A 12,062-nucleotide genomic window follows, 5' to 3' on the forward strand; every position below is an offset into this window, starting at 1 on the left:
CCACGGTAGTGGGTGTGCCTTCGACGGCCGCAGCAGTCACTGACGCGGTGCGACAGACGCGTACCGCACACGTACACTGTGCGACGTGTTCGGCCGCAACAAGACCCAGACAGGCTCCGAGGCATCCGCCGCGGCGGTGACCCCCGAGTCCACCGCGCAGACGGGCACTTCGAGCACCACTCCGAAGAAGGGCCGGCCGACCCCGACCCGCAAGGAGCAGGAAGCCGCCCGCCGCAAGCCGCTGGTCCCGGTCGACCGCAAGGCCGCCAAGAAGCAGTCCCGCGAGGAGCTCCGCAAGCAGCGGGTCGAGCAGCGCGAGGCGTTCGCCCGGGGCGACGAGAAGGCCCTGCCGCCGCGCGACAAGGGCCCGGTCAAGGCGTTCATCCGGGACTACGTCGACTCACGCCGCAACTTCGGCGAGATCCTGCTGCCGCTCATGCTGGTCGTGCTGGTGCTGACGATCCTGCCCAACCGGATGATGCAGATGGTGGCGTTCTTCCTCGTGTGGTTCGTGGTGCTGATCGGCATCATCGACGCCATCCTGATGGTGCGCCGGATCAAGGCCCAGATCCGCGAGCGCTTCCACACCGAGCCGCCGCGTGGCACCCCGTCGTATGCCGTGATGCGCGCCTTCCAGCTGCGCGCCGGCCGTCGCCCGATGCCGCGCGTCAAGCGCGGCGACACGATCTGAGCGGAATCTGAGCGGTCTGCCCGGTCAGCTGCACGGCGACCGTCCGTCGCCGGCCCCCTCCAATGCGGTGATCCACGGATGCCCGGGTGCTGCTTCGGCCAGCGCGCGCCGGGTCCAGGCACGCCGCTCCGGCGTCAGCGTGGGCACGGTGGCTGCGAAGTCCGGCTGGTCCTTCTGCCGGCGCAGACGGGCCTTGTAGACCAGCACGATCTCCGGCAGTAGGTAGCGGATCCCGTCGCCATCGACCCACGTCACGTCCGCGACCGGCGCCACGTGTGCCTCCAGGCGCTTGTTGGTCCACTCTCCGTCGTCGGACGGCGTGAGCGGTATGTCGAGCACCCACGGCGAGTTGGCGTCGCGCCGCAGCCACAGCTGACTGGCCGGCTCGTCGACGGTCTTCCAGCGGCCGCCGAGTGGATGCAGCACTCCCCCGACGTTGTTCCAGACGTCCCAGCGCCCGGCGAGATGCTCGACGAACGCCTCCACGTCGCAGGACAGCAGCGAGATGTCGGTGTCCTCGTGCTCCCGTCGGAAGCCGGTGGCGGCCTCGATCGCCCAGCCGCCGACCACCCACCACGGCCGGTCGAAGCCGTGCAACTCCGCCGCAACCTCGCGCGGGGTGAGGGACGCCCAGTCGCCATACAGCCGACAGAAGGCCTCGTCCTCGGCGACATCCGCTGCCGTGCGCTCCATGGATGTCCGGTGCATTCATCCCCCCGCAGTGAGCAGCATCGGCCCGTAGACCGGGTCGGGACCGTGATGCAACGTCACCGCCGCGACGCCGGCGGCGAACAGCGTCCGCCACTGCTCCCCGAGCCAGCTCTCGGCGTCGCTCTGGGTCGGGAAGCCGGTCGTCACCAACTCCACTCCCGTCAGTGCGGATCCGCGTGCGTCCTCGTAGCTCCAGCGCCAGCCCTCGTCCATCCTGCGACCCTAGCCGCCGCCGGCGACACCCACGGAGGACAACTACGCCCAAGAAACAACGACCCGCTGGACACCCCCGAGGATCCAGCGGGCCGTGCGCCCGGTCGTCTCGCCCCCGCAAGATCCGACCGGGAGTCTGGTGTCAGGCGGACTTCACCTCGCTGTGGGTCATCCGCCAGATGCCGATGACCATCGGCAGGGCGAGCCAGAGCACCAGTGACACCAGCAGTTTCGGCCAGTCGTCCCCGTGCATCGAGCCGTCATACAGCGGGGAGAGCGTGCGGTTGGTGTCGGCCCACTTCGCGACCGACTCCGCCCAGGAGAAGCTGCCCAGGATCGACCACAGCGTCGGCAGCATCAGGAACGCCACCACCGCGCCAGGGGTGTTCTGGATCAGCATGCCGAAGGCAACACCCATCGACATGTAGAGCAACTGGCCGACGAGCACGCCGAGCGGCACCTGCCAGCCCAGGTTCCAGGACGGGTCGCTGTCGCGCAGTGCGGCGGCAAGCGCCGTGAACGCCACCGACGTGACGAGGGCGAGCACCACGCCCGCCAGTCCGAGCACGAGTGCGGCCGACCACTTGCTGAAGGCCACCCGACCACGCCGCGGCTCCAGGGTGAAGGTGACCAGCCCGGTCCGCTGGGACCACTCCGAGGTCACCGCGAGCACGCCGAGCAACGGCAGCACCATCTGCAGCGGCAGCGAGGCCAGGCTGAGGAAGTCGTTCAGATCCTTGTCGTTCTGCGCGTCACCACTGAAGACCCCGATCAGCGAGACGCCGATGACCAGCACGGCGACGACCAGCACGAGCACGCGGCCGGCGCGGGTGTCGCACAGTTTGCGCAGCTCGAGCGACACCAGCCGCCCGAAGGGTATGCCGGACTCCGCGCCGTCGGGCCGCGGCGGCGCCGGGACCCGGCGGTCCTGCTGCACGGGTGCCCGGGTGTTGATTTCGGTGTTGGCTTCGGTGTGGCTCATGCTGCGACTCCTTCGCGGGCGTCGGCCGCCGTCAGTTGCAGGAACATCTCCTCCAGCCCGGCGGAGCCGGCCTGGCGCAACTCGACGAGCACGACCTGCTGCTCCAGCGCGAGCCGGCCGACCACCACAGGGTCGGCGTCGGTGTGTATGCCGCCACCGTTCATCGGCGTCGCCTGGAAACCACCGACCTCCAAGGCGGTCGCCAGACGAGCATCGTCCTCGCTGCGCACACTGGTGCCGGCGGCAGCCAGCAGCTCCGACTTCGAGCCGCTGGCGACGATCTTGCCGCAGCCGATGACCACCAGCTCGTCGGCGACGACCTCGATCTCGTGCAACAGGTGCGACGACAGCAGCACGGTGCCGCCCTCGTCGGCGAAGCCCCGCAACAGGCTGCGCATCCAGCGGATGCCCGCCGGGTCCAGGCCGTTCGCGGGCTCGTCGAGGATCAGCACCCGCGGATCGCCGAGCAACGCGTGTGCGATGCCGAGCCGCTGCCGCATCCCGAGTGAGTAGTTGCGCAGCCGGCGGCGGGACTCGGCCGGCGTCAACCCGACCAGCTCGAGCATCTCGTCGACCCGGCGCCGGTCCAGGCCCATCATGATCGCGCCGAGGGTGAGGATCTCCCGGCCGGTCCGGCCACTGTGCTGCGCCGCGGCATCCAGCAGCACTCCCACGTGCCTTCCTGGGTTACCCAGCGCGGCATACGGCTTGCCGAGCACCGTGGCGACTCCGCTGGTGGGCGGTGTCAGCCCGCAGATCATCCGCATGCAGGTGGACTTGCCGGCCCCGTTCGGTCCGAGGAAGCCGGTGACTGTCCCCGGCCGCACGGAGAAGGACACGTCGTCGACGGCGGCATACGCACCGTAGCGGCGGGTGAGGTTGGTGACTTCGATCATGACCACCACACTGCCGTGACCACCACCGCGCGCACATCGTCCGCGGGATTGAATCCGCCCCCTACTTTGGTATGGCGTTCGGCAGACTTCTCCCTCTCCTGGAGTACCCCGAAGGCGTTTACGCTGGCGATCGTGACCCTCGCCCTGCCCGGCATCAGCCACCGCCGCCACGTCTGGGGCGAGGTATGGCGCATCGCCGCCGCCGCGATCGTCGGGTTCCTGGTGCTGATCGGCGAGATCGTCGGCGACGCAAAGGGATACGGGCCGCCGCACGCGTGGGCGTGGATCGACGCCGGTCTCGGCGTCGTCTCCCTCGTCCTGCTGCACTGGCGCCGCAGGTTCCCCTTCGGCATCTGTCTGGTCCTGACCGCGATGTCCACCGTCTCCGCGGTGTCCGCCATCTCCTCGGCCGTCGCGCTGATCTCGCTGACGACACATCGTCGGTGGCGGCCGGTCGTGCTCTGCAGCGCCGCCGGGGTCGCCGCCGGCCTGATCTACCAGCTGCTCTTCCCGACGCCGGACGGCGGTCTCAGCGAATGGATCTCGACGATCGCGATCGGTGTGCTGGCGATCGCGTTGTGCGTGGCCATCGGCGCCGCGATCGGCGCCCGCCGGTTGCTCGTGGACAACCTGCGCACGCAACTCGCGGTCGCCGAGGACCGTCAGCACCTGCGCACCGAGCAGGCTCGCGTCGCCGAACGCGCCCGGATCGCTCGTGAGATGCATGACGTGCTGGCGCACCGAATCTCGTTGGTGGCAATGCATTCCGGCGCGCTGAGCTACCGCACGAACCTCTCGGCGGAGGAGCTGCAGCAATCAACGGCCATCATCAGCGACAACGCCCATGCGGCGCTGACCGAGTTGCGTGAAGTGCTGGGCGTGCTGCGTGACCCCACCTCCGTCTCGCAGCGCCCGGATGCACCGCAGCCGACGCTGGCCGACCTCCCGGCGTTGGTCGCCGGCGTGAGATCCGCCGACGGGCCGGTCTATCTCGACCTGCCCGACAACCTCTCCGGCCTGACCGAGCTGACCTCCCGCAATGCCTACCGGATCGTGCAGGAGGGGCTGACCAACCGTCGCAAACACGCACCGGGGCAACCGATCTCGATCGAACTGGCACACGCCGACGACGATCTGCGGTTGAGCATGCGCAACCCGTTGACCTCGGTCCGACCGGACATGTCGAACACCGAGCTGCTCGACCTGCCCGACTCCGGGCTCGGTCTGGTCGGAGCGACCGAACGCGCCGAGCTGCTCGGTGGCGAGCTCACCTCCGGAGTCGACCGCGCGGACAACTTCGTCATCCACGCCCGGCTACCGTGGCCCCGTGACGACTCCTGACGCCCCCACCCGGGTCCTGCTGGTCGACGACGACGCCCTGGTGCGTGCCGGACTTCGGCTGATCCTCGGCGGAGCCCCGGACATCGAGGTCCTCGGCGACGACCCGAGCGACGGCGCTGCAGGCGTCGCGGTGGCCCGCGCGCAGCGCCCGGACGTGGTCCTGATGGACATCCGGATGCCTGGCACCGACGGCATCGAAGCGACGAAGATGCTTGTCGGCAAACCGGACTCGCCGCACGTCATCGTGCTGACGACGTTCGATTCCGACGACCTGATCGTGCAGGCGCTGCGCGCCGGAGCAAGCGGCTTCCTGCTCAAGGACACCCCACCCGAACGTCTCGTGGCAGCGGTCCGGTCGGTGGTCGCCGGCGAACCCATCCTGTCTCCCAGCGTCACCCGCCAGCTGGTCGACAAAGTGACCGGCGGCGACGCCGGGGACGAACGCGCTGCAGCCCGCACCAGGTTGTCCGCGCTCACCGACCGGGAGCTGGAGGTGGCCACTCTGATCGGGCAGGGCCTGGCCAACGCCGACATCGCGCGACAGCTCTACATGAGCGTCCCGACCGTCAAGGCGCACGTGTCGCGTGTGCTGACCAAGCTCGACGCGGACAACCGCGTCCAGGTCGCCATCGTCGTGCACGACGCCCACCAGGAGTGAGCGAGCAGCCAGCCGCGTCAGTCGGGATCCCCACGAAGTATCTCGGAGGAGCGAAGCGGAGGAGAGAACTTCGTGGGGTGGCTCAGTCGACCTGGGTCTGCACGAACGGCGGTTTGACCACGACGGCCGGCACCTTGCGCCCGCGGACGTCGACGACCACCTCGTCGCCTTCCTTGGTGCCGCGGTCCATCAGCGCGATCGCGATGCCGACCTTGAGGGTGGGCGACATGGTGCCGGACGTGACCTCGCCGATCGCAGCCCCGTCGGAGCTCTGCACCTCGCAGTGCGCACGGGGTATGCCGCGTCCGGTGACCTTCAGGCCCCAGGTCAGCCGATAGCCGCCGGCTTCCTTCTGCGCCGCGAGTGCTTCCTTGCCCCAGAAGGCGTCCTTGGTCCGACCGACCGCCCAGCCGGCGCGCGCCATGTTGGGGGTGATGTCCATCGACAGCTCGTTGCCGTGCAACGGGTAACCCATCTCGGTGCGCAACGTGTCACGCGCACCGAGGCCGCACGGCAGTCCGTCATACGGCGCCATGGCCTCGACCAGGGCGTCCCACAGTGCCGGGGTGTCGTCCCAGCGCGGCATCAGCTCGAAGCCCTTCTCGCCGGTGTAGCCCGACCGCAGCACGATGACCTCGCGACCCTGCCACTGCGCGATGCCGAAGGACATGTAGTCCATCTCGGTCGGCAGGCCGAGGGCCTCGATCACCTCGGGCGCCTTGGGGCCCTGGACAGCGATGATGCCGAATTCGCTGTGCTGGTCGGTGATCTCGATCCCCGCCGGTGCCTTCGCCTGCATCCGGCGCACCACCTCGGCGGTGTTGGCTGCGTTGGGCACGAGCAGGACCTCGTCGTCGGACTTGAGGTATTGGATGAGGTCGTCGACCACGCCGGCGGTCGCGTCGTCGAGGCACATCGTGTATTGCGCCTTCGGCGGCGCAACCTTGCGCAGGTCGTTGGTGAAGCAACTGTTGACGAAGTCGGCCGCGCCGGTGCCTCGCACCGTCGCCTTGCCCAGGTGCGACACGTCGAAGATGCCGACGCGCTCACGGACTGCCGCGTGCTCGCGCAGCACACCGCCGCCGGGATATTCGATCGGCATCTGCCAGCCGCCGAAATCGGCGAGTTTCGCGCCGAGAGCGGTATGGCGCTCGTGCAAGGGGGACGTCATCAGCTCCGCTGTCATACGGGGCACGCTAGCGCCCGGCGGAGGGCGTATCGTCGCCGGAGTCGAACCACCGGGTAGCCCAGCACATCCCCGGGCTGCTCGCGCACCGGAACAACGCCGTTCCAGGATCAAGGAGAGTAAGCAGACGTGCCGAGGTTGAACGTTGCCGACCAACTGGTCGCCAAGAACAAGAGCGATGCACTGATCGTGCTCGCCGTCCAGGACGGCGACAACGCACAGGTGGCCGCCACCCCCGCCATCGCCCCGGAGACGCGCGAGCACCTGGATGCCAGCCTGCTGGCCTTGGGCGCGACCGGCGCAGCCGACGAGACGGTGCGCGTGGCGGGTGTCCCCGGCGTGGCCGGCACGGTCGTGGTGTCCGGCTCCGGTGTCTCGGGCACCCCGTCCGACGACGACGCCGAGGCGATCCGCCGTGCGGCCGGCGCCGGTGTCCGAGCCCTGTCCGGCAAGGCCGAGACGGTCGCGCTGGCCTTCCCGTCCGGTAGTGCTGCGCAGGTCGTCGCGACCGCCGAGGGCGCGCTCTACGGCTCGTACTCCTTCACGACGTACAAGTCGAACGGCGCTGACAGCAAAGCGATCTCGAAGATCAGCGTGCTCAGCCCGCTGGCCAAGGACAAAGACGTCAAGTCCGGTGCCGAGCAGGCTCAGGTCGTGGCCGACGAGCGCGCCTGGGCACAGGACCTGGTCAACACTCCCCCGCTGGACCTCTACCCGGACTCATTCGCGAACACCGTCAAGGAGCACTTCGCCGGCAGCAAGGTGAAGGTCAAGATCCTCGACGAGAAGGCCCTGGCCAAGGAGTCGTGCGGCGGCCTGATCGGTGTCGGTCGCGGCTCCGCCCGTCCGCCGCGGATGGTCGTGCTCAGCTACGAGCCGGCCCGTGCGAAGTCCCACCTGTCCTTCGTCGGCAAGGGCATCACCTTCGACTCCGGCGGGCTGTGCATCAAGCCGCCGGAGGGCATGATCACGATGAAGTGCGACATGGCCGGCGCGGCCGCGGTCGCCGCTGCGACCAAGGCGATCGCCGACCTCGGACTGCCCGTCGCTGTGACCACCTACCTGTGCCTCGCCGAGAACCTCACCGGCTCCGACGCCCAGCGTCCGGGTGACGTCGTCACGATGCCCAACGGTCGCACGGTCGAGATCATCAACACCGACGCCGAGGGCCGTCTGGTGATGGCCGACGGGCTGTCGCTGGCGTCCCGCCAAGAGCCGGACCTGCTCATCGACGTCGCGACGCTGACCGGCGCCGCCGTGCTCTCCCTCGGCACTCGCACCGCCGCCGTGCTCGGCAACAACGACGCCGCACGCGACGAGGTCGTCGCCGCGGCCGGCTCTGCGGGCGAGGACATCTGGCCGATCCCGTTGCTGCAACACCTGCGCTCGGGGATGAAGTCGCTGGTCGCCGACACCAAGCACACCGGTGCCCGGCAGGGCGGCATGATCGTTGCGGCGCTCTTCCTGGAGGACTTCGTCGGTGACGACGCCGACGGTGCAGCACTGCCGTGGGCACACCTGGACATCGCCGGCCCGGCCTACTCCGCCGACGACTCCTACGGGTATGTCGGCAAGGGCGCCTCCGGCTACGGCGTGCGCACCCTCGTGCAGTTGGCACAGTCCCGCAGCTGACGACCCCTACGGCAGAAGGGAACCCCACACCGAGCAGGTGTGGGGTTCCCTTCTGTCGTCAGCAGTGTTCGATCATCCGGATTTGCGACGGAACATCTGCTGGGCACCGCTGGTCTCGGCATCGTGGGTGCCGCTGACCTTCGTGTGCGCCGACCTGTCGGAGACGTCGGTGCCGCCGTGCGAGTGCTTCTTGTCGAGTGCTTCGCGGAACTTGCGCTTGACCTCGTCGCTGGGTCCGTGCTTGTCGGTCATGAATGGGCCTCCTTGCACATGGGGGTGATTCGCTCACTGTCGCACGCGAGCCGTGTGACCGCCACCACATATTCGTCACATATTCGTCCGGGGCGCGTGCTCGCGTCATACCGCTGCGTGACGGGAAGCGCACAAGTGCCAAGATGGCGATGGCACTCTGACGACGGTCGGGGTGTCACCGTTACTCAGCGCAACGGCGAGACGCAAGGGAGCGTTCCGGGCATGACGGCATCTGCCGACAACTTTGACGTAGTGATCCTCGGTGGCGGCAGCGGCGGTTACGCCTGCGCCTTCCGGGCGGCGGAGCTGGGCCTGCGGGTCGCGCTCGTCGAGAAGAACAAGGTCGGCGGCACGTGCCTGCACCGCGGGTGCATCCCGACCAAGGCGCTGTTGCACGCCGCGGAGATCGCCGACAGTGCCCGCGAGGGAGCGAAGTTCGGTGTCAGGACCACCTTCGAGTCGGTCGACATGAGCGGCGTGCATTCCTACAAGGACGGTGTCATCGGCCGGCTCTACAAGGGCCTGCAGGGCCTGGTGAAGTCGCACGACATCACGTTCGTCGAGGGCACCGGACGACTCAGCTCGCCGAGCACCGTCACGGTCGGTGACCGGGTGCTCACCGGCAAGAACGTCGTGCTCGCCACCGGCTCCTATGCCAAGACGCTGCCGTCGGTCGAGATCGGCGGCCGGATCGTCACGAGCGACCAGGCACTCAGCCTCGACCACGTCCCCGGACGGGTGATCGTGCTCGGCGGGGGTGTCATCGGCGTCGAATTCGCCTCTGTCTTCTCGTCATTCGGCTCCGAGGTGACGATCGTGGAGGCACTCCCCCGGCTCGTCGCAGCCGAGGACGAAGCGATCTCCAAGCAGCTGGAGCGCGCCTTCCGGAAGCGCAAGATCAAGGCGATGACCGGCGCCAAGCTGGCGTCCGCGACGCAGACAGACGACGAGGTGACCGTGACGTTGGAGTCGGGCGACACCGTCACCGCGGACCTGCTGCTGGTCGCGGTCGGTCGCGGGCCGGTGACCGCCGACCTCGGCTACGAGGAGGCCGGCATCACCCTGGACCGTGGGTATGTCGTGACCGACGAGCGCTGCCGGACCGGCGTGCCCGGTGTCTACGCGGTCGGCGACATCGTGCCCGGCCTGCAGCTGGCACACCGCGGCTTCGGGCAGGGTGTCTTCGTGGCCGAGGACATCGCGGGCAAGCAGCCCACTCCGATCGAGGAGTCCGGCATACCACGCGTGACCTACTGCGACCCGGAGATCGCATCGGTCGGCCTGACCGAGGCAGCCGCCCGCGAGAAGCACGGCGACTCCACGACGACCTACGACTACAACCTCGGCGGCAACGGCAAGAGCCAGATCCTGCAGACCCAGGGCTTCGTCAAGGTGGTGCGTGCCGGCGACACCGGCACAGTCGTCGGTGTGCACATGATCGGCGCCCGGATGGGTGAGCAGGTCGGTGAGGCGCAGCTCATCGTCGGCTGGGAGGCGTTGCCGGATGACGTCGCCTCGCTGATCCACGCCCACCCGACCCAGAACGAAGCTCTCGGTGAGGCGCATCTGGCCCTCGCCGGGAAACCTTTGCACGCACATGCGTGAGAAACCTGCACATCAGCCCCAAGATCAAGGAGACTTGAGTTCATGTCTGAACGCGTGACAATGCCCGCACTCGGCGAGTCGGTGACAGAGGGCACCGTGACTCGATGGCTCAAGCAGGTCGGCGAGGAGGTTGCGGTCGACGAACCCCTGCTCGAAGTCTCCACCGACAAGGTCGACACCGAGATCCCGTCTCCGGTCGCCGGCACGTTGCAGGAGGTGCTGGTCGAGGAGGACGAGACCGTGCCGGTCGGCGCCGACCTCGCGGTGATCGGCGACGGTGCCGCCGCCCCGGCGAGTGACTCCGGCTCGGACGCCCAGGCGGCGCCCGCCCAGGAAGCCCCCGCTCAGGAGGCCCCCGCCCCGGCACCGGCGGCTGCAGCGGAGCCAGCTGCAGCACCGGCCGCTCCGGCCGACGCCCCCGCTCCCGCGTCCTCCGGTGGCGAGGTCAGCGGCGGCGAGAAGATCACCATGCCGGCGCTCGGTGAGTCCGTCACCGAAGGCACCATCACCCGCTGGTTGAAGGCCGAGGGCGACGACGTCGAGGTCGACGAGCCGCTGCTCGAGGTCTCCACCGACAAGGTCGACACCGAGGTGCCGTCCCCGGTGGCGGGCAAGCTCACCAAGATCCTCGTCCAAGAGGACGAGACGGTCCCGGTCGGCGACGACCTGGCGATCATCGGTGGCGAGGCCTCCGGTGGCGCGTCGGCACCGGCCGAGAAGCCCGCGGAGAAGCCCGCCGAGCCCGCAGCACCGGCCCCCGCACCGGCCGAGCCTGCGAAGCAAGAGGCACCCGCACCGGCTGCCCCGGCTCCCGCACCGGCAGCTCCGGCCCCCGCACCAGCGGCTCCGGCTCCGGCACCTGCGGCTGCACCCGCGCCGGCACCGGCAGCCGCTCCGGCTCCGTCGGGCAGCTCGGAAGGTCGCGAGCCGACGTCATACGTCACCCCGTTGGTCCGCAAGCTGGCTGCCGAGAACGGCGTCGACCTGTCGACCGTCAAGGGCACCGGGGTCGGTGGCCGCATCCGCAAGCAGGACGTGCTGGATGCTGCCAAGCCGGCCGAGCCGGAGCCCGCAGCGGCACCGGCCGCGGCCCCGGCTCCTGCCGCGAGTGCTGCGAGTGCTGCGAAACCGGCTGCGGTGCCCGAGGTTTCGGCCAAGCGGGGCACCACCGAGAAGATGACCCGCATGCGCAAGCTGATCGCGACGCGCATGGTCGAGTCGCTGCAGGTCTCGGCCCAGCTGACCACTGTCGTCGAGGTCGACGTCACCAAGGTCGCTCGGCTGCGGGCGCGCAACAAGGCGGCGTTCGAGCAGCGCGAGGGCGTCAAGCTCAGCTTCATGCCGTTCTTCGCGCTGGCCGCGGTGGAGGCGCTGAAGGCCTACCCGCAGGTGAATGCCAGCATCGAGGGCGACTCGATCGTCTACCACCCGCAGGAGAACCTCGGCATCGCCGTCGACACCGACCGCGGGCTGATGGTGCCGGTCATCCGTGACGCGGGCGATCTGAACATCGCCGGCCTGTCCCGCAAGATCGCCGACCTGGCGGAGCGCACCCGCACCAACAAGGTCACCCCGGACGAGCTCGGCGGTGGCACCTTCACGCTGACCAACACCGGCAGCCGTGGCGCGCTCTTCGACACCCCGATCATCAACCAGCCGCAGGTCGGCATCCTTGGCACCGGCACGGTCGTCAAGCGTCCGGTCGTGGTCACGGACGCTGACGGTGGCGAGACGATCGCGATCCGTTCGATGGTCTACCTGGCGCTCTCCTACGACCACCGGATCGTCGACGGCGCCGACGCCGCGCGCTTCCTGGTGGCGATGAAGGAACGCCTTGAAGAGGGCGCCTTCGAGGTCTGAGCCTTCCCTGCACACCGGCCCGAGCGGCCGCGCAC

General features: G+C 69.2%; 12 protein-coding genes. 6 read left to right on the forward strand and 6 right to left on the reverse strand.

All coding sequences use genetic code 11. From position 1 onward, the window contains the following. The first annotated feature begins 85 nt into the window (after window positions 1–85). Complete coding sequence (locus ACSZL9_RS03045) at window positions 86–691, forward strand: DUF3043 domain-containing protein (protein WP_446663990.1); 606 nt, start codon at window positions 86–88, stop codon at window positions 689–691. A 24-nt stretch (window positions 692–715) separates the two neighbouring features. Here the strand turns inward: ACSZL9_RS03045 and ACSZL9_RS03050 are convergent, their stop codons facing one another. The 4 genes from ACSZL9_RS03050 to ACSZL9_RS03065 form a co-directional block, all read right to left on the reverse strand. Beyond that, window positions 716–1,399 carry a nucleotidyltransferase domain-containing protein gene (locus ACSZL9_RS03050; RefSeq protein WP_446663991.1) on the reverse strand — a complete coding sequence of 228 codons (684 nt, stop codon included), beginning with the start codon at window positions 1,397–1,399 and terminating at the stop codon, window positions 716–718. Continuing rightward, entirely contained in the window at window positions 1,400–1,615 is a 216-nt protein-coding gene (locus tag ACSZL9_RS03055) for a hypothetical protein (RefSeq protein ID WP_446663992.1), read from the reverse strand. A gap of 142 nt (window positions 1,616–1,757) precedes the next feature. After that, window positions 1,758–2,597, reverse strand: coding sequence for an ABC transporter permease (locus tag ACSZL9_RS03060; protein WP_446663993.1), 840 nt, complete (start codon window positions 2,595–2,597; stop codon window positions 1,758–1,760). Further along, window positions 2,594–3,493: an ABC transporter ATP-binding protein gene (locus ACSZL9_RS03065; RefSeq protein ID WP_446663994.1), complete on the reverse strand. Its 900-nt coding sequence runs from the start codon at window positions 3,491–3,493 to the stop codon at window positions 2,594–2,596. The genes ACSZL9_RS03060 and ACSZL9_RS03065 overlap by 4 nt, the downstream gene beginning before the upstream one ends. A gap of 132 nt (window positions 3,494–3,625) precedes the next feature. Here ACSZL9_RS03065 and ACSZL9_RS03070 point away from each other — a divergent pair, with 132 nt between their 5' ends. Next, entirely contained in the window at window positions 3,626–4,834 is a 1,209-nt protein-coding gene (locus ACSZL9_RS03070) for a sensor histidine kinase (RefSeq protein ID WP_446663995.1), read from the forward strand. Continuing rightward, the gene (locus tag ACSZL9_RS03075; RefSeq protein WP_446663996.1) at window positions 4,821–5,492 is read left to right on the forward strand and encodes a response regulator; all 672 of its coding nucleotides are present in this window, start codon (window positions 4,821–4,823) and stop codon (window positions 5,490–5,492) included. Before ACSZL9_RS03070 ends, ACSZL9_RS03075 begins: the two co-directional genes overlap by 14 nt. An 82-nt stretch (window positions 5,493–5,574) precedes the next feature. Here ACSZL9_RS03075 and gcvT read toward each other — a convergent pair whose 3' ends face one another. Beyond that, window positions 5,575–6,678: a glycine cleavage system aminomethyltransferase GcvT gene (gcvT, locus tag ACSZL9_RS03080; protein WP_446663997.1), complete on the reverse strand. Its 1,104-nt coding sequence runs from the start codon at window positions 6,676–6,678 to the stop codon at window positions 5,575–5,577. 129 nt (window positions 6,679–6,807) lie between these two features. Here gcvT and ACSZL9_RS03085 point away from each other — a divergent pair, with 129 nt between their 5' ends. Then, the gene (locus ACSZL9_RS03085; protein ID WP_446663998.1) at window positions 6,808–8,310 is read left to right on the forward strand and encodes a leucyl aminopeptidase; all 1,503 of its coding nucleotides are present in this window, start codon (window positions 6,808–6,810) and stop codon (window positions 8,308–8,310) included. 72 nt (window positions 8,311–8,382) lie between these two features. Here ACSZL9_RS03085 and ACSZL9_RS03090 read toward each other — a convergent pair whose 3' ends face one another. Beyond that, window positions 8,383–8,562, reverse strand: a complete 180-nt coding sequence (locus ACSZL9_RS03090) for a DUF5302 domain-containing protein (RefSeq protein ID WP_446663999.1) — start codon at window positions 8,560–8,562, stop codon at window positions 8,383–8,385. Window positions 8,563–8,784: 222 nt separating this feature from the next. On the opposite strand from ACSZL9_RS03090, the gene lpdA reads away from it, so the two are divergent. Continuing rightward, the gene (gene lpdA / locus ACSZL9_RS03095; protein WP_446664000.1) at window positions 8,785–10,167 is read left to right on the forward strand and encodes a dihydrolipoyl dehydrogenase; all 1,383 of its coding nucleotides are present in this window, start codon (window positions 8,785–8,787) and stop codon (window positions 10,165–10,167) included. 42 nt (window positions 10,168–10,209) lie between these two features. Beyond that, the gene (gene sucB, locus ACSZL9_RS03100; protein WP_446664001.1) at window positions 10,210–12,027 is read left to right on the forward strand and encodes a 2-oxoglutarate dehydrogenase, E2 component, dihydrolipoamide succinyltransferase; all 1,818 of its coding nucleotides are present in this window, start codon (window positions 10,210–10,212) and stop codon (window positions 12,025–12,027) included. Window positions 12,028–12,062: the final 35 nt, after the last annotated feature.

It is taken from the genome of Flexivirga sp. B27 (assembly GCF_052905685.1).